Here is a 20,205-nt window from a genome sequence, read left to right on the forward strand (position 1 = left end):
ATTTTATCAGAAAATCATATTACAAAAACGCAAATTTATAATATTTATTATTTACAATTACACTAAATGATTTATTTTTACTCATTAGTAATAATTCAGGCTCAATCCCGTTAAAAAAAACAATGAGAAAAACACTTTTAGTTTATTTATCTCTTATTCCATTTATTTCTTTTGCCCAAACAAAAGGCACGATTAACATTGGATGGTCAGAAAAAAAAGAAATTTCTATTGGAGATATTCTAATCAATGCCCCTCAATTTAGCGGTGAAAATTATTATTATGATGTCGCCAAAAAAGCGATAAACTATACTTTAAAAATATCAGAGTCAAGTTCTTTTGAAAAAAGTAATGTTGAAATAACTAATATTATTTACGAACCCATTTCAACATCCAACCTAGGTGATCTAGATTTGGAAAATATTCCCACAACACCAAATGCTTACCTGAGAACAATAACGGCTCGAGACCTAGAATCCACTTTTCTTGTTCTCTCACCAATAGTAAAAGACAATTTTGGATTCAAAAGAATAAAATCGTTTTCTTATGCGGCGCAAAGCAACTCTTCCAGACTTTCACAATCTAATAAAAGCGCTGCCGCGCAAATCAATTCAATTTTAGCATCAGGGGATTGGTACCAATTTTATATAGAAAAATCCGGCGTTTACAAGATCTCTAAAAGTTTTTTACAGCAATTAGGATTCAACACAAACGGCATTGATCCAAAAAAAATAAAGATTTATGGCAATGGCGGAAAAATGCTTCCCTTGTCAAACAACACCTTCTACCCTTCAGATTTGATTGAGAATGCCATTGAAGTTCTTGGAGAAAACGACGGCATATTTAACGATGATGACTATATTTTATTTTATGCTGAAGGATTGGATACCTGGAACGAAGAAAGCCAAACCTTTACTAATTTATACGACACAAAATCATATTATTATGTAACAACTCAAGGTGCTGAAGGAAAAAGAATCGCACCTATGAATCAACCTTCAGGAAGCACTACAATTGCTTTAAACACATTTGATGATCATCAATATCATGAAATAGATCTTGTAAATATTGCCCGTTTAGGGCGACAATGGTTTGGAGAATCATTTGAAATAAAGCAAGAACAGGAATTTGAATTTAATTTCCCAAACTTCGATGCCTCTTCTCCTATTAAAGCAAAAGCAACATTAGCTTCAGCGGCTTTTTCCCCTACTTCATTTAAAATGGCGGCTAATGGACAAGAAATAGGGAACATTTCTTTTCCCGCATTGAACGCTAATTCGGATACCGAATTCAATACGGGATCTTTACCAAACAATGTGTCTTTTACCGGTTCCGAAAATGTAAAAATCAAATTAACCTATAATAATAATGGCGTTCCTGGATCAAAAGGCTATCTGGATTATATTCAGCTTATCGCCAAAAGAAAACTTCAGGGTTACGGAAAGCAATTTCATTTTCAATACGATTTATCAAATTCAAGTTTAGGAATTGCAAGTTATACTATCGCAAATTCCGCAAGCATTCCTGAAATATGGGACATCACCGATTTATACAATATAACCAAAGCGGAAAACGCGGGTCAAAGTTCTTTCACTTTTAAAGCAAATTTGGGCGAGCTGAGAAAATATATTGCACTTGACGCATCAGACTACTTTACGCCATTGAAGACTAGTAAAACTAAAATTACTAATCAGAACTTAAGAGGGACAATTTTTAAAAATGCCCAAGGCCAGTTTCAAGATATTGATTACGTAATTATATCGCCTGCTTTTTTAACAACACAAGCGGAAAAGCTAGCAACTTTTCATCGTTCAAAATCAAATCTGAATGTAAAAGTAATTTCGCTTGAATCTATTTACCAAGAGTTCTCATCCGGAAAACAAGATATTTCTGCGATAAGAAATTGCATCAAATATATTTATGAAAATGCCTCAACCCCTGAAAAAAGAATAAAATATGTCAACCTTTTTGGTGACGCCTCCTACGATTTTAAAAACCGAATTGCAAACAACACTAATGTTGTTCCTATTTATCACTCCTTAAAAAGCAATACATCAGGCGAAGCTTCTTTCGCCTCAGATGATTTTTTTGGTTTAATGGATGCTAGTGAAGGAAATATTATTTCCTATTTTGGAGGAATCGATATTGCAGTTGGAAGAATGCTGGTAAATGACACCAAGCAAGCTGATGAAATGGTAAATAAAGTCATCGAATACTATGATTTAAAATCATACGGCAGTTGGAGGAATAATATAGTTTTGGTTTCTGACGACTCAGATATTACTTCAGATGCATCTTTGCAAAGCAGACAAAATAATTTAGCAGACGTTATTACATCCGAAAAACCATTTTTGAATGTTAATAAAATACTTTTAGACTCTTATGTTCAAGAAGCGTCAGCTGGTGGATTCAGGTATCCAAAAGCACGAACCGATTTTTTTAATGCTTTCGAAAAAGGAGCATTAATATTTAATTATTTGGGGCATGGTGGGGAAGATGGTTTGTCCAGCGAACGCATTTGGGAAAAATCTGATGGTCAAAATTTAAGCAATCAATACAAATATCCCTTATTCATTACTATAACTTGTGAATTTTCCCGTTTTGACAATCCTTCCAGACCGACAGCGGGGGAATATACGTATTGGAATCCAAACGGAGGTGCCATTGCCATGATCACCACCATACGAGCAATTGGACAATACAGTGCTGAAAATTTCAACGATACATTGTCTAAATATTTATTGTCGTACGGATCTAATCAATACACTTCTATTGCAGAAGCATTGCGACTTTCCAAAAACAGCAACCCAAATTCAGCGACGAATGTGGTTTTTTATATTGGCGACCCAGCTTTGATGCTAGCGATACCAAAACCAAAAATAAATCTCACAAAAGTTAATGATATTGCAGTTTCTCAACCCATTGATGATTTCAAATCATTATCAAAGATAAAATTGACCGGTGAAATTACCGATGAAAACAACAACCTATTAACGAATTATAATGGCGAACTTTCTACCACTATTTTCGATAAAATTATTGCAAGAACAACGCTAAACAATGATCGAAATAGTAGTCCAATAAATTTTAATGTTTTAGGTGAGACCATATTTAGAGGAAATGCATCGGTAACAAATGGCAAATTTGAGTTTAGCTTCGTCGTTCCGCGTGATATTCGAATTCCAGTAGCCAATGGAAGAATCAGTTTTTATGCTAAAAAAAATCAGATTTTAGAAAATGAGACTGGTTTTAATACGAGCATCAAAGTAGGAGGAATAAATGAAAATGCTGTCGCAGACAATATTAGTCCAAAAGTTAAGTTATATATGAATGATGAAACTTTTGTTTCAGGTGGCACAACAAATGAATCTCCTTTCCTTCTTGCTTTTCTTGAAGATGAAAATGGTATAAATACAGCCAGCGGAATAGGTCATGACATTGTTGCAATATTAGATGGTGATGTAAATAATCCTTTTATATTAAATGATTATTATCAAACAAAACTAGATGATTATACCCATGGAACGCTCAGATTTCCATTGCATAACTTATCAGTAGGCCTACATACTATTACGTTCAAAGCATGGGATGTATATAACAATCCCATTATTACAGAAATTCAGTTTATTGTTGTTGGAGATGAAACCATAACATTGACGCACGTATTGAACTACCCCAATCCATTTGTTAATTATACCGAATTTTGGTTTACACATAACAGACCTTATGAACCTCTTGAGGTTCAGGTTCAGGTTATGACAATAACAGGAAAAGTGGTTTGGACTAAAAATCAAATCATTACCACCGAAGGATTTCTATCTAAAGAAATTATTTGGGATGGAAAAGACGACTTTGGAAGCAAAATTGGAAAAGGGGTTTACGTTTATAAACTTACCGTAAAATCAAACTTGACCAATAAAAAGGCAGAAAAGTATGAAAAACTTGTAATACTTTAATAAAATATTATATTTGTCCAATCAATTTTTAAATAAAAATGAAAAAAATAGCTTTACTCTTTATCTGCTTTTTTACACTTTTTCTTGCAAAAGCGCAAGATAGAGTCATAACAACAGGGGTTCCGTTTTTATTAGTTTCTGCCGATGCTAGAGCAGCAGGTATGGCCGATGTTGGAGTGTCGTCTTCCGCTGATGCCTTTTCACAACAGTGGAATCCAGCAAAATATGCATTTTCGACAGACAAACAGGGTTTTTCTATTAGTTACACTCCCTACCTTACCGATTTGGTAAATGATATTTCATTGGGACAATTAACGTATTACAACAAACTTAATGAACGAAGTGCGTTTGCAGGAAGCCTGCGTTATTTTGGTTTAGGGAACATCGAACTTCGTGAAACCGGCAATCCTGATGAAGTACCTAGAATAGTTTCTCCAAACGAATTTGCACTTGATGGATCTTACTCATTAAAACTGAGTGAAAGATTTTCAATGGCCGTTGCAGGAAGATATATTCATTCCAGTTTAAAAGTTGCAACAGATAATGGAGATGCATCACCGGCAACCTCATTTGCAGTTGACGTAGCAGGTTTCTACCAATCGGAGGAAATAGCTTATAGTAATTTTAACGGAAGATGGAGAGGCGGATTTAATTTTCAAAATTTGGGTCCAAAAATAAGCTATGATAATTCTGAATTTAGCACCAATTTTCTTCCTGCCAATTTAAAAATTGGAACTGGATTTGACTTTATCTTAGATGACTATAACAAAGTGGCTTTAAATATAGAATTCAATAAGCTATTAGTCCCAACACCTCAAAATCCAGATTTAAATGGAGATGGAACTATAACCGCTGAAGAACGAGCACAAAACTTAGAAGACTACCGCAGAATTGGTTGGGTTTCCGGTGTTTTCAAATCATTTGGTGATGCTCCCGACGGTTTCAGCGAAGAACTTAAAGAATTTACTTATGCAGCCGGTGCTGAATATTTCTATCAGGATTCATTTGCAATGCGTATGGGATATTTTCACGAAAGCCCGCAAAAAGGAGCTAGACAGTTTTTCTCACTTGGAGCAGGATTTAAATATAATGTCGTAAAAGTAGATGTGTCTTATTTATTCTCCGCTTCAAAAGTAAAAAACCCATTAGAAAACACACTTAGATTTTCACTTACTTTCAACTTTGGTGAGAAGTATGACGAATATTAGTAATAATAAATTTATAACAACTATAAATCCAAATTTCAACATCATGAAATTTGGATTTTTTTTCCTGTAAAAAGAATGAAAGAAATTACCATAACAACTCAATTTACCGTTTTCGATTCGATTAATGATTTGCCAAAAGACGTCCACAGTCTTATGGAAGAAGCCGTTGCAATAAGAAAAAAAGCATATGCACCTTATTCAAAATTTAGAGTGGGCGTAGCTTTAGCTTTAGATAACGGAAAAATTATACAAGGCTCAAATCAAGAAAATGCCGCTTATCCTTCAGGACTTTGTGCAGAACGTGTCGCTATTTTTTATGCGGGATCAATTTATCCAGAAGCAAAAATTTTAAAAATGGCAATTACTGCCGCTTCAGACACTAATAAAACGACAACCCCAATTCCTCCGTGCGGTTCTTGTCGACAATCTATTGCAGAATATGAGATAAAACAAGACACTCCAATAGAAATATACTTTATGGGAGAAGAAGGCCAAGTATACAAATCGGCATCGTTAAAAAATTTACTTCCATTTATGTTTGACAAAAAATTCCTTTAAAAAACCCAAAAACTAGCCTATAAATTTCACTTCTTAGTTGTAATGTCTTATTTTTGCTTTTCGCAAATTTGTGTGAGGAAACTATTTTGCGTTATAGGTACGAATTGATAACACAATAACTCTTAAGCAAAAGAAACAATCCAAATGAAAGAAGTTACAAAAGAGGTTTATTTAAAGTGGTATGAAGACATGCTGCTTTGGAGAAAGTTTGAGGACAAACTTGCAGCATTATACATTCAACAAAAAGTTAGAGGATTTCTACACTTATATAATGGTCAAGAAGCAGTTCTTGCAGGCGCTTTACATGCAATGGACTTGTCGAAAGACAAAATGATTACTGCTTACAGAAATCACGTTCAACCAATAGGAATGGGCGTTGATCCAAGACGTGTCATGGCAGAACTAATGGGAAAAGTTACCGGAACTTCAAAAGGAATGGGTGGCTCGATGCATATTTTCTCAAAAGAACACCGTTTTTATGGTGGACACGGAATTGTAGGTGGACAAATTCCCATAGGAGCGGGATTAGCTTTTGCAGATAAATATTTTGAAACTGGCGGAGTTACTATGACCTATTTTGGTGATGGTGCAGCGCGTCAAGGTTCTTTACACGAAGCTTTTAATATGGCGATGTTATGGAAACTTCCGGTAGTGTTTATTGTAGAAAATAACGGTTATGCAATGGGAACATCTGTCGAGAGAACCGCTAATCATACGGATATTTGGAAACTAGGTTTAGGATACGAAATGCCTTGTGGACCAGTTGACGGAATGAATCCTGTAAAAGTTGCCGAAGCAATGACGGAAGCGATTGATAGAGCTCGTCGTGGTGATGGACCAACATTTCTTGAAATGAAAACATATCGATATAGAGGTCACTCGATGTCCGATGCACAATTATACCGCACAAAAGACGAAGTGGAAGAATACAAAAAAATTGATCCAATTACACAAGTTTTAGATGTAATTAAAGATCAAAATTACGCTACAGAAGAAGAAATTGAAGCAATCGATCAACGAGTTAAAGATTTAGTGGAAGAATGTGTAAAATTCGCCGAAGAATCTCCTTATCCTGAAATTCAACAATTATACGATGTAGTATACGACCAAGAAAACTATCCATTTTTACCTCACAAATTATAAATCAATTATGGCAACAATTATAACAATGCCTCGTTTGAGCGATACGATGACGGAAGGAACGGTAGCGACTTGGCTTAAAAAAGTAGGTGACAAAATCAGCGAAGGAGATATCCTTGCAGAAATTGAAACTGACAAAGCAACAATGGAATTTGAGTCGTTCAATGAAGGAACTCTTTTATATATTGGTATCCCAGAAGGAGAAACTGCACCAGTAGATTCTTTACTTGCAATCATAGGGAATGAAGGCGAAGATATTTCTGCTTTGATAACAGGAAAGACTGCTCCTGCAACGGAAGAAGCAAAACCTGCTTCTGCAGAAACTGCAGCTGAACCTAAAGCCGAAGCTGAAAAGACAGAAACTACAACTGCTACTCCTGCAGCGGCAGCGCCAACAGCAGCAGCGCCAACATCAGAATCACTTCCTAAAGGAGTTGTAGTGGTTACTATGCCTCGTTTAAGTGACACAATGACTGAAGGAACTGTCGCAACTTGGTTAAAAAAAGTAGGTGATAAAGTTGCCGAAGGAGATATTCTAGCTGAAATCGAAACCGATAAAGCAACTATGGAATTCGAATCTTTCAACGAAGGAACTTTATTATACATTGGAATTCAAGAAGGAAATTCGGCTCCTGTTGATAGTCTTTTAGCGATTATCGGACCTGAAGGAACTGACGTTAGCAGAATTGCTGCAAATTACAAAACTGGCGGAGCGTCACAAGCGGCTCCTGCAGCAGAAGATGAAAAAGAAACATCTTCAACAGAAAAAGAGACTGAACCAATTGTTCAAGAAGCATCAACTGAAGGACAACGAATTTTAGCATCACCATTGGCAAAGAAAATTGCGAGTGACAAAGGAATTCAATTGACACAGGTAAAAGGGTCTGGTGAAAATGGACGTATCGTAAAAAGCGATATCGAAAACTTTACACCATCGGCTAGCCAACCTGCTGCAGCAGCTCAACCAAAAGAAACTACAAAAGCGGAAACTTCAACTGCACCAAAAGTATTTGTTCCTGCCGGAGAAGTTTTCACTGAAGAGATCAAAAATTCGCAAATGCGAAAAATCATAGCCAAACGTTTGGCAGAATCTTTATTTACGGCACCTCATTATAACTTAACGATTGAAGTTACAATGGATGAAGCAATGAAGTCAAGAGTAATAATCAACAGCATTCCGGATACCAAAGTTTCTTTTAACGATATGGTTATCAAAGCTTGTGCGATGGCATTAAAAAAACATCCAAAAGTAAATTCTCAATGGAAAGAAGATGCAATCACCATCAATCACCATGTGAATGTTGGAGTAGCCGTAGCTGTTGAAGATGGATTAGTAGTACCTGTATTGAAATTTACAGATGCGATGAGTTTAACTCAAATTGGCGGAAGCGTAAGAGATCTTGCCGGAAGAGCTAAAAATAAAAAGTTATTACCGACTGAAATGGAAGGAAGTACTTTTACAGTTTCTAATCTTGGAATGTTTGGGATTGTTGAATTTAATTCTATCATTAATCAACCGAATTCTGCTATCCTATCTGTAGGCGCAATTGTAGAAAAACCAGTGGTTAAAGACGGTCAGATTGTGGTAGGAAATACAATGATGTTATCTTTGGCTTGCGATCACCGTACAATTGACGGCGCAACTGGAGCTCAGTTTTTACAAACCTTGAAACAATATATTGAAAACCCAGTGACTATGCTTGCATAAGCACTGATTCTGTATAAAGCCAAAACCCGTCTCGTTTCTCAGAACAAGACGGGTTTTTTATTTTTGGGCATGTCCCCGCTTCCACTATCGTTACAGCGCGGTCAGGCTGTACGCTATATCTTTTATTCCATTGCATTCCATAAAAGGATATCACTTCCATCCTTCATGCGAAACTATTGTGAATATATCAATTACTCTTTATTCTTCTCCTCAATCCACTTCGCCATGTACTTCGTGCTTTTTAAAGTATGATGTTGCAACAATTCGCCCATAAAATTGTTCAAACGATGTTGCGGTAAATTACTTTGAAGGCTTCGTATATATTCTTTAAAATCATCCGCAAATAATATTCTTAGATAGTGTGTATTGATAATATCCATTCCATTTTTTTGAGCTTGAAGCCAAGTATTTTTATCTTGATATAGTACTACCGCTTTATCTGCAAAAAGTTGCGGGTTATCTTCGACAAAACCATTCCAGGGCAAATTATCTTGCATTGATTCAGCACCAATCGTTGTGGTGACACTGGGCGTACCATATTGCATGGCTTCCAACAATTTTCCTTTTATGCCAGCACCAAAACGCAAAGGCGCCAAAACAACTCGGGCTTTTTGGAAAACTTCGTTTGCATTTTCTGCACGGCCTTTGATCAAAAAACCTTCTTTTGGGTTATTTAATTGCAACACTTTTTGGGACGGATACGCACCATAAATATTTAAAACAGCTATAGGTAATTGTTTTCTAACAAGTGGCCAAATGGTTTCTTTTAAATATTGAACGGCATTCCAATTGGGTTCATGAAGAAAATTACCAATGAAAACAAAACCGTTTCGTTCTTCAAATGAAGGCATTTCTTCGAAAGCAGTAACATTAATTGGCTCCAATAAAAAAGGCAAATAATACAATAGATTTTCATCGATTTTAAATACAGAAGTCAACATTTCAATTTCAAATTCAGAAATCATTAAAGATAAATCACATCTCAAAATACTGGCAATTTCTCGTTTTGCTACTTCTTCAACAAACAAATCTGTAGTCTGAAACATACGATTTTCTTTGAATGCTTTTTGGCGCGCCAATCGCAAACAGTGTAAATCTTCGGTGTCTAATAATCGTATGGCATCTGGGCTATTTTCGGCAACACGCCAACCAAATTGTTCTTCCATCATAAAACGGTCAAACAAAACAATATCGGGATTTAGCTCTTTTACGAAAACATCAAAACTAGAACAATTTAAAGTAATTGATTTCTTGTCAACACCATATTCCTTTAAATTAACCATGAAATCACTGTCCATTGCCGGACTTGCAAATGTAATTCTGAATCCTTGCTCTGTAAAAAGCGAAATTAATTGCATCATCCTTCCTCCTGCCGCTGACGAATTGGGTTCAGGCCACACAAAACCAATAATTAAAAGTTGTTGCACTTGATTTAAAATTTGCATAAAGTTATGCATGCAAAATAATACTATTTTGATGGGATTTCGGCAGATAATTTGTTTTTAAATTTTATGTCGCAGTCAAATTTTAATCATTTTTTGGAATAAAAACAGTGTTGTTTATGCTAATCCGCGTGAGGGACAGCAGTGAAAAGCCCGGAGTCCCGACGCAGCGAAGCGAAGACGGGACGAGGACTTGCAACGGATTGCCCGACAGCACTAAAAAAATGGCTAAACGGTTTTTGTGATTTTGCCATTTTTTTAGTGCTGGCACGCCCAAATTATTTAAAAGCAAATTCATTAAGCATTTCAGTTATAACCAATAAAAATCTGGTAGAAAACACTAATTTTGTACCCAAATAAATTGCAATATCATGTTAGGATTAAAATTAGCCACAGACCCGCGTTGGGTAAATATAGTCGAATCAAACATTGAAGAAATCTTGACGGATCATGCTTGGTGTGAACAAAAAGCGGCATCAAATGCCATTAGTTTAATAGCTTACAACTCCGAGTTAGAGGAAATGGTAACCGAATTATTAGTTATTGCAAAGGAAGAATTGGATCACTTGCAATTAGTTCATAATTTAATCAAGAGCAAAGGCTTAACCTTAGGACGGGAACGCAAGGACCATTATGTGAATGAGCTTTTCAAATTCATGAAAAAAGACGGCAGTCGCAGAGATGCCTTGGCGGAGCGTCTATTGTTTTCGGCCATGATTGAAGCGAGAAGTTGCGAGCGTTTTAAAGTACTTTCAGAAAACATAAAAGATCCGGAACTCGCTAAATTCTATCGTGATTTAATGATTTCGGAAGCGGGACATTACACCACTTTTCTTGGCTTTGCCAGAAAATATGCAGATAATGTAGACGTTGATAAACGCTGGCAAGAATGGATTGATTTTGAAACTTCAATCATTATAAACTACGGAAAAAACGAAACCGTACACGGGTAAAAGTTTTAAAATAATGGAATAAAAAAAGGGATGTCTTTCGAACATCCCTTTTTTTATTCAGTAACTATTATTTAACAATCATAAATTCAGACCTTCTGTTTAATGCGTGTTCTTCCTCTGTGCAATTCTCTTTGCAATCAATTTTCAGTTCTGATTCTCCAAATCCTTTTGCTGATAATTTATCCGCGGTAATTCCTTTTGAAATAAGATATTGAACTGTAGAATTGGCTCTTCTTTGTGAAAGATCTATATTATATTCATCAGTACCTCTCGAGTCAGTATGTGCTTTAATATAAATGACTAATTTATCATTTTGAGACATCGCGTATGCCAATTTATCCAATTCAGCAGCGCCTTGCGGCGTAATCACGCTTTTGTTATTATCAAAATAAATTGGTTTTAAAATAATTTCTGTTTCCGTAACTATCATTTCAATTGGATCAATAAGCGCTTCCATAGTTTGTTTTCCTTTCTCAATTTTAGCGAGTGGAAATGATTTAGTTACAAAACCATCTTTGTAAACATTAATCGAAAATTGGTTTTGACAGCTTGTATTATATAACGCTTCTCCTTGATCATTCGTTGTTTTAGTGTCTAAAACATTTTTATCAGCATCTAAAAAAACCACTCTGGAATTAGCTAAAAGAGCACCAGTTTTAGAATTTTTTACGATTGTGGACATTTCTGATTTACAAACAGGAATTGAATTATAAATATGATCTGTCCCTGATCTATTACTAGACAAGTACCCTATATTTTTATCTTTATTAAACGTAAATGAAAAATCATCTTTTTCTGTATTGACAGGACTTCCCATGTTAGTTGGCGTCTCATTTTTATTTAAATCCGCATAAAAAACATCTAAACCACCAAAACCCATTAGACCATTTGAAGAAAAGTAGAGAATACCCTCATCAGATATAAATGGAAAATTCTCGTCTCCAACCGTATTTATTTTGTCACCAAGATTCTCCGGAGTTCCAAAACTACCATCGACATTCACAGCTACTTTCCATATATCGGTACCTCCAATTGATCCCGGCATATTTGAAGCAAAATAAAGAGTCTTACCCTCTTTGTCTATAGATGGATTACCAGTAGAATAATTTTTACTATTAAATGGAAGCGGAGTAATTGATGTCCATTTTCCATTGTCGTTAACAGCTTTAAATAGACTTACTTGTCCGAATTTTAATTTTTTTGTTCTATCTTTTACAAATAGTTTTTCATTAAAACTTTCACTAGAAAAATAAACAGTGTTTCCATCTTTGGTCATTGTCAATGGACCTTCGTGGTATACAGTATTTAATTCTGAAATTGCAGTCGGTTCTGAATACGTTCCATCTACTTCATTATAATTTGACTCATACAAATCTAAAAAAGGTTCGTTATTCCAACCATAAACTTTATTAGTCTCGTCCCTTGCGCTTGCAAAATAAATTACGTTGCCATATAGAGCAGCACCAAAATCAGATTTTTCAGAATTCAATGCTATTTTATTTACATCAAATAATTTTTCTTTATTTTTTAGTTTGGCAAGATAATCCCGATTATTATTGAATTCTATTGCTCTTCTATCAGTAGGTGACATCACAACAAATACTTTCATTTGGTCATCTGATTCGACATATTTACCATTTGACTTTAACATCTGAGCATAATTGTAGTGAGTTTCTGCATCTTGTTTAGACTCGATGGCTTTTGAATACCACTTTTCTGCTTCAACTGTATTAGACATGTTATAATAACAATCTCCTAGCTGTTTGTAAACATAAGAATCAGAACTTCCTTTTTCAACTAAGGACAGATATTCCTTAGCAGCAGACGCATATTCGTATGAGCCAAAAAGTTTATCTGCGTTCTTCGTATCTTTATTTTGTGCTGTTAGTGAAATACACGTTAGTACAAAAAACAATATTATAGTAATTTTTTTCATTAATTGTAAAGTTTAATATTAGAAAAATCTTGGAGAACGTGAAACTTTTTTCGAAGTGAATAAGTCGTATAACAAAATAAATTCATGGGAGGACGAAGTAGTTACCTTCAAATCAGAAACAATATGATCATAGGCATAACCTATTCGCAACTCTGGTGTAACTGCAAAATTCACCATTCCACCAAAACTATCTTGTAATCGATAAGTAGCACCTATTTCGAATTTTTCTTTATACAAAAAGTTTGCAGAAACGTCCAAGGAAGGAGTCACATTGAATGCTGATTTCAGCATAAATGACGGTTTAAATTTCAAATCATAATTAACGTCAAAAACATATCCTGCTGTTAAAAAATAATGAGACACATCAGAACCATATTGACGTCCGTTATAATCTAAATGCGCCGATTTTAGCATATTTGGAACAGAAAAAGACACATAATAATTGTCTGTGTAATAAAAAGCTCCCGTCCCTAAATTCAGGGATGCGTCATTAATATCTTGTCCAAAAATACCTTCGGAGGGATCTGGCAGTGAAGATTGAATATCTCTTAGACCCACTTGATGAAATGAAACACCCGCTTTTAATCCAAGTGCTAATTTGCCGGTTTCATTTACTTGTAATGTATAAGAAAAATCCCCAAATACGTTTTGTTCCGTCACAGGACCAATTTTATCTGATATTAAAGACAATCCTACCCCTACATTATTCCCAACAGGAGTATCTCCAGAAAAAGTAAAAGTGCTTGGAGCCCCTTCGATATTTACCCATTGTTTTCTATACAAAAGACCAAAGGAAATACTTTCCTTAGAGCCCGCATAAGCTGGATTTACTACATTCAAATTATACATATATTGAGTATAATGGGGGTCTTGTTGCGCTTTCACATCCATATAAGCTATAAGAACTAAAAGAGAAGTCAAAAATATTTTATTCATATCTATTTGTTTTTCGTTTTATTCGCCCAGAAGATATTGGTGGGCTTCAAAAATAAATTAATTTACTATTTTTCTCTGATTAGATATATCCAGCCAGTTTTTGTTTCTCCTTTATTAAGTTCCATTACATAGTAATACGTTGCACTTGGAAGATCCTCTCCTTTATTTGATTGTCCTTTCCATTGGTCTGTATAATCCGATTGATTGTACACTTTAATACCATATCTATCAAATATTTCCAATTTTTTTACATCCAATAATCTTAAATCGAAGTAATCATTCGAACCGTTACCATCAGGTGAAATTCCTTTTTGAATATTACAATAGATCGTTTCCACTTTAACATTTTTTGTTGTTTCACAACCTGTTGCAGTTGAGATTATTGTTAGCGTATAATTTAAGGGGAAAATTTCTTTTTCAGACGTAGAAGCAATCAAATTCGAAACATTTAAAATATTAGAATTTGTTCCTACTATCAATCCTGAACTGTCTTTCCATTGAAAATCTACATTATTTGGATCGTACGAATTAGATAACGGAGTAGCTGTTAACACATAATCTTTATCCTCACAATCTCCGTTAATTTCAAATTGAATTTGCTGAGGAATAGGTCTAATCGTTTGAACAGCGCCTTTAACATCGCAAGAAGTATTGTTTTTAAATCGTACACTTATTGTATAACTGCCTGATGGTACATTTGTAAAAATTGGATTATCTTGAAATCCACTACCAATACTATACTCAGCACCAGCTTGTGCAACAATACTTATTTCTCCTGTTGAATTAGTACATGTAGGTTGCTTGGTAATTGTTGCAGTTGGTATTACAGGAATTGCTGTTATACTTAAAGTTACTTTAGTTCTGGAAGCACTTAGACATTTTCCAATTGATGACTCAGCATAATAAGAAACGGTTCCTACACCTACTTGTGTTGGATTGGATACTACACTTCCACCTACTAAAGCTGTGTACCAAGTAATATTATTACCAACTGCTGTTGCGGTCAATGTCTGAGTAGAAGTTCCATTTGAACAAACAGTCTGATTACTTGCGATTGGATTTGGCACTACACCAACAATTGTCAAAGTTACTGGTGTACGAGTAAAACTTGGACAAATTCCGCTTGATGATTCTGCGTAATAAGTTATCGTACCGACGCCAACTTGTATTGGATTTGCTACAACACTTCCTCCAACTGCAGCAGTATACCAAGTAATAGAATTACCAACTGCCGTTGCTGTTAAAGTTTGAGTCATTGTTCCATCCGTACATTCTGTTTGATCTCCACCACTTACTGGTACATTTGGTCTTGCATTTATTGTTAGACTTACTGCAGTACGTGAAGCACTTGCACAAGATGTTGTATTATTTACCGATTCAGCATAATAGGTAATGGTTCCTAATGAACTTAAAGTAGGATTTGGCATTACATTTCCTCCAGTTAAGGCATCATACCAAACTATTGATTCTCCTGCTTGGGCGGTTGCCGTGGCGGTCAAAGTTTGAATAGGTGAAGTAGCACATGCCGTTTGATCTCCTCCGCTTACCGGTACAACTGGTTTTGGATTTATAGTTAAGGTTACTGCAGTTCGGGAGCTACTTACACATGGTGTGGTGTTTTTTGCCGATTCCGCGTAGTAGGTAATCGTACCTAATGAATTTAGTGTAGGATTGGATATTACATTCCCTCCAGTTATTGCATCATACCAAACGATCGTTTCTCCTACTTGAGCGGTTGCCGTAGCGGTCAAAGTTTGAATAGGTGACGAGGCACATACGGTTTGATTCCCTCCGCTTACTGGAACAACTGGTGTTGGATTTAAAGTTAAAGTAACTGCCACACGTGATGGACTCACACAAGAAGTTGTATTATTTACCGATTCAGCATAATAGGTAATGGTTCCTAATGAACTTAGTGTAGGATTTGGCACTACATTTCCTCCAGTTAAGGCATCATACCAAACTATTGATTCTCCTGCTTGGGCGGTTGCCGTGGCGGTCAAAGTTTGAATTGGCGATGAAGCACATACTGTTTGATCTCCTCCGCTTACCGGTACAACTGGTTTTGGATTTATAGTTAAGGTTACTGCAGTTCGGGAGCTACTTACACATGGTGTGGTGTTTTTTGCCGATTCCGCGTAGTAGGTTATGGTCCCTATTGAACTTAGTGTAGGATTCGATACTACATTTCCTCCAGTTAAAGCATCATACCAAACGATTGTCTCTCCTGCTTCAGCGGTTGCCGTGGCGGTCAAAGTTTGAATAGGTGACGAGGCGCATACGGTTTGATTCCCTCCGCTTACTGGAACAACTGGTGTTGGATTTAAATTTAAACTAACGGCCACGCGTGAAGCGCTTGCACAAGATGTTGTATTATTTACCGATTCAGCATAATAGGTAATGGTTCCTAATGAACTTAAAGTAGGATTTGGCACTACATTTCCTCCAGTTAATGCATCGAACCAAACTATTGATTCTCCTACTTGGGCGGTTGCCGTGGCGGTCAAAGTTTGAATTGGCGATGAAGCACATGCCGTTTGATTTCCTCCGCTTACCGGTACTATTGGTTTTGGATTTATGGTTAAGGTTACTGCAGTACGTGAGTTACTTACACAAGGTGTGGTATTTTTTACCGATTCCGCGTAGTAGGTAATCGTACCTAATGAATTTAGTGTAGGATTGGATATTACATTCCCTCCAGTTATTGCATCATACCAAACGATCGTTTCTCCTGCTTGAGCGGTTGCCGTGGCGGTCAAAGTTTGAATAGGAGATGAAGCGCATACGGTTTGATTTCCGCCGCTTACTGGAACAACTGGTGTAGGATTTAAGGTCAAACTAACGGCCACACGTGATGGGCTTGCACAAGAAGTTGTATTATTTACCGATTCAGCATAATAGGTAATGGTTCCTAATGAACTTAAAGTAGGATTTGGAACTACAATTCCTCCGCTTGAAGCATCATACCAAACTATTGATTCTCCTGCTTGGACGGTTGCCGTGGCGGTCAAAGTTTGAATTGGCGATGAAGCACATACCGTTTGATTTCCTCCGCTTACCGGTACAACTGGTTTTGGATTAATAGTTAAGGTTACTGCAGTTCGGGAGCTACTTACACATGGTGTGGTATTTTTTGCCGATTCCGCGTAGTAGGTTATGGTTCCTATTGAACTTAGTGTAGGATTCGATACTACATTTCCTCCAGTTAAAGCATCATACCAAACGATTGTCTCTCCTGCTTGAGCGGTTGCCGTGGCGGTCAAAGTTTGAATAGGTGATGAAGCGCATACGGTTTGATTCCCTCCGCTTACTGGAACAACTGGTGTTGGATTTAACGTTAAACTAACGGCCACGCGTGAAGCACTTGCACAAGAAGTTGTATTATTTATTGATTCAGCATAATAGGTAATGGTTCCCAATGAACTTAAAGTAGGATTTGGCACAACATTTCCTCCAGTTAAGGCATCATACCAAACTATTGATTCGCCTGCTTGGGCGGTTGCCGTGGCGGTCAAAGTTTGAATTGGCGATGAAGCACATACCGTTTGATCTCCTCCGCTTACCGGTACAACTGGTTTTGGATTTATAGTTAAGGTTACTGCAGTTCGGGAGCTACTTAAACATGGTGTGGTGTTTTTTGCCGATTCCGCGTAGTAGGTAATCGTCCCTAATGAATTTAGTGTAGGATTGGATATTACATTCCCTCCAGTTATTGCATCATACCAAACGATCGTTTCTCCTACTTGAGCGGTTGCCGTAGCGGTCAAAGTTTGAATAGGTGACGAGGCACATACGGTTTGATTCCCTCCGCTTACTGGAACAACTGGTGTTGGATTTAAAGTTAAAGTAACTGCCACACGTGATGGACTCACACAAGAAGTTGTATTATTTACCGATTCAGCATAATAGGTAATGGTTCCTAATGAACTTAGTGTAGGATTTGGCACTACATTTCCTCCAGTTAATGCATCGAACCAAACTATTGATTCTCCTGCTTGGGCGGTTGCCGTGGCGGTCAAAGTTTGAATTGGCGATGAAGCACATACCGTTTGATCTCCTCCGCTTACCGGTACAACTGGTTTTGGATTAATAGTTAAGGTTACTGCAGTTCGGGAGCTACTTACACATGGTGTGGTATTTTTTGCCGATTCCGCGTAGTAGGTAATCGTCCCTAATGAACTTAGAGTAGGATTTGATACTACATTTCCTCCAGTTAAAGCATCATACCAAACGATTGTCTCTCCTGCTTCAGCGGTTGCCGTGGCGGTCAAAGTTTGAATAGGTGACGAAGCACATACGGTTTGATTCCCTCCGCTTACTGGAACAACTGGTGTTGGATTTAAAGTTAAACTAACGGCCACGCGTGAAGCACTTGCACAAGACGTTGTATTATTTACCGATTCAGCATAATAGGTAATGGTTCCTAATGAACTTAGTGTAGGATTTGGCACTACATTTCCTCCAGTTGATGCATCATACCAAACTATTGATTCTCCTGCTTGGGCGGTTGCCGTGGCGGTCAAAGTTTGAATTGGCGATGAAGCACATACCGTTTGATCTCCTCCGCTTACCGGTACAACTGGTTTTGGATTTATAGTTAAGGTTACTGCAGTTCGGGAGCTACTTACACATGGTGTGGTGTTTTTTGCCGATTCCGCGTAGTAGGTTATGGTCCCTATTGAACTTAGTGTAGGATTCGATACTACATTTCCTCCAGTTAAAGCATCATACCAAACGATTGTCTCTCCTGCTTGAGCGGTTGCCGTGGCGGTCAAAGTTTGAATAGGTGATGAAGCGCATACGGTTTGGCTACTAGCACTTGGGGTTAATGGCGGAGCATGCAACTCTACCTTTATATCAGCTGTTGATTTGAGACATACCCCATTACTGATAGTCCATGTGAAAACATATATTCCGTCTAAACTAACTGTAGCAGTAGATGCCCCGCTATTTACAGCACTAAAAATTACCGTACCTGGCCCCCATGTTACTGACCAGACGCCGGTACCTATTATCGGAGTATTAGCCCCGAGTGGAGCACTTGTTAATGTACAATTATATTGATCGGCACCGACTGTGGCCGGTGTAGGTTTTTCATCTAAATTAATTGAAATACTTGCTTCTTTATAACAAGGAATTAAGGCATCTGCAGAAACAACTACCGGATTTGGATCTCTAAAATTATAATCAATAGCAACATTTCCATAATCCAATACACTCGTTAATTCTGGACTTAAAAAAGAATTTGTTACAATATCATTTTGCATTGTAAGTGCAAAAAATTTAATATCCCCTTGCGTATAACCAATTTGTGTTTTCAAAACTGACATTTCAAACCCAAGATCATAATCAGTAATTCCTGCATTCGCAGCATTAGCACCAAGAATAGGTGTAGGAAGAGTTATAATTGAATTCCCTGTTCTAAGCTCTATAATATCCGATAGATAGTTCGTCCCCAAATCATTTTTTGACACAACAAGACAATAATCAGCCTCGAAATAAGAATCGAACCTATTTGCATTTTTATTGAAAAAATTAAAACCTCTCACAGTTGGTGATAAACTGGCAACATCACCAAAATTAGACAAATTGAATCCACCTGGTTTTGTATCCAAAAACAACAACATAGTTCCAGTTCCTTGCAACTTACCTGATAAACCAAATACTAAATCCTTTTCGGTGGCACTAATTTTAATAGCATTAACATACGCATCAGTTGCACTAAAAGATAGTGGAGCAGAAAGCACATTATCTTCCATTACCCCTTTTCCCCATGCTTTTTCAGTTATCACGCCATCAAAAGTAACTCCATATCTTGTCCTAACACTAACAATCTGACCTTTCTTTAATGTATTTGTTGTAAATGTTCTATTTATAGACATAGGCTGAGCAACTACACCATCAACTGAAAATTCAAAAAAGTCTGCTCCATTATTTGCAGTAAAAGTTAAGGGAGTTCCTTCACAAACTGGATTATCAGAAGGAGAAACAACTAATGTAACTGCTGGCGGAGCAACAAATACGGAAGCCACTACTGGAACCCTTATACTGTAATCAGCGCCAGAATGACTCCATACATAATAAGTCTTCGTTTGACTTATACTTGGACTATAAATAGCACCTGTAAACAATACAGTATTTGATGTTTGACTATCAAACCATTCAATTATATCTCCACTACCACCTGATGCAGCCATAAATACCCTTACCGTCAAATCCGCCTCTTCTTTACAAGCACTTCCTGCAGTAGTCCTTGGAGGTGGTATAAGAGCATTCGACTTAGCAGTTTTTAGATCTTTATTCGATTTTTTAATCGTATCAGCTAAATTAGTGGTCAATAAAACCTGTAAATTTATTTTTGAATTACTAAA

At 36.7% G+C, this 20,205-nt stretch carries 10 protein-coding genes (1 of these 10 only partly in view); 6 read left to right on the forward strand and 4 right to left on the reverse strand.

Features of this window, described 5'->3' with window-relative positions; genetic code table 11:
• The first annotated feature begins 122 nt into the window (after window positions 1-122).
• The 5 genes from porU (at window position 123) to H4V97_RS07755 (ending at window position 8,567) form a co-directional block, all read left to right on the forward strand.
• A complete protein-coding gene (porU, locus tag H4V97_RS07735) occupies window positions 123-3,953 on the forward strand; it encodes a type IX secretion system sortase PorU (protein WP_209549392.1) in 3,831 nt (1,276 codons plus the stop codon).
• Window positions 3,954-3,991: 38 nt separating this feature from the next.
• Window positions 3,992-5,161: a type IX secretion system outer membrane channel protein PorV gene (gene porV, locus H4V97_RS07740; protein WP_209549393.1), complete on the forward strand. Its 1,170-nt coding sequence runs from the start codon at window positions 3,992-3,994 to the stop codon at window positions 5,159-5,161.
• Between the two features lie 75 nt (window positions 5,162-5,236).
• A complete protein-coding gene (cdd, locus tag H4V97_RS07745) occupies window positions 5,237-5,719 on the forward strand; it encodes a cytidine deaminase (protein ID WP_196849490.1) in 483 nt (160 codons plus the stop codon).
• 144 nt (window positions 5,720-5,863) lie between these two features.
• Window positions 5,864-6,862, forward strand: a complete 999-nt coding sequence (gene pdhA / locus H4V97_RS07750; protein WP_209549394.1) for a pyruvate dehydrogenase (acetyl-transferring) E1 component subunit alpha — start codon at window positions 5,864-5,866, stop codon at window positions 6,860-6,862.
• Between the two features lie 7 nt (window positions 6,863-6,869).
• A complete protein-coding gene (locus H4V97_RS07755) occupies window positions 6,870-8,567 on the forward strand; it encodes a pyruvate dehydrogenase complex dihydrolipoamide acetyltransferase (RefSeq protein WP_209549395.1) in 1,698 nt (565 codons plus the stop codon).
• Window positions 8,568-8,758: 191 nt separating this feature from the next.
• Here H4V97_RS07755 and H4V97_RS07760 read toward each other — a convergent pair whose 3' ends face one another.
• A complete protein-coding gene (locus H4V97_RS07760) occupies window positions 8,759-10,012 on the reverse strand; it encodes a glycosyltransferase (protein ID WP_209549396.1) in 1,254 nt (417 codons plus the stop codon).
• A 368-nt stretch (window positions 10,013-10,380) separates the two neighbouring features.
• On the opposite strand from H4V97_RS07760, the gene H4V97_RS07765 reads away from it, so the two are divergent.
• Window positions 10,381-10,962 (forward strand): tRNA-(ms[2]io[6]A)-hydroxylase, encoded by a 582-nt coding sequence (locus tag H4V97_RS07765; RefSeq protein ID WP_209549397.1) that lies wholly within the window; start codon window positions 10,381-10,383, stop codon window positions 10,960-10,962.
• A 67-nt stretch (window positions 10,963-11,029) separates the two neighbouring features.
• On the opposite strand, the gene H4V97_RS07770 is transcribed toward H4V97_RS07765, so the two are convergent.
• From H4V97_RS07770 to H4V97_RS07780, 3 genes are all read right to left on the reverse strand, one after another.
• Complete coding sequence (locus H4V97_RS07770; protein ID WP_209549398.1) at window positions 11,030-12,898, reverse strand: OmpA family protein; 1,869 nt, start codon at window positions 12,896-12,898, stop codon at window positions 11,030-11,032.
• Window positions 12,899-12,916: 18 nt separating this feature from the next.
• The gene (locus H4V97_RS07775; protein WP_196849496.1) at window positions 12,917-13,834 is read right to left on the reverse strand and encodes a type IX secretion system membrane protein PorP/SprF; all 918 of its coding nucleotides are present in this window, start codon (window positions 13,832-13,834) and stop codon (window positions 12,917-12,919) included.
• A gap of 65 nt (window positions 13,835-13,899) precedes the next feature.
• Window positions 13,900-20,205 carry the 3' portion of a gliding motility-associated C-terminal domain-containing protein gene (locus tag H4V97_RS07780; RefSeq protein WP_209549399.1) on the reverse strand. It continues 81 nt past the right edge of the window, so the window shows 6,306 of its 6,387 coding nt (coding positions 82-6,387); its start codon lies beyond the right edge, outside the window; the stop codon is at window positions 13,900-13,902.

It is taken from the genome of Flavobacterium sp. CG_23.5 (assembly GCF_017875765.1).
In the GTDB taxonomy this organism is placed as follows: domain Bacteria; phylum Bacteroidota; class Bacteroidia; order Flavobacteriales; family Flavobacteriaceae; genus Flavobacterium.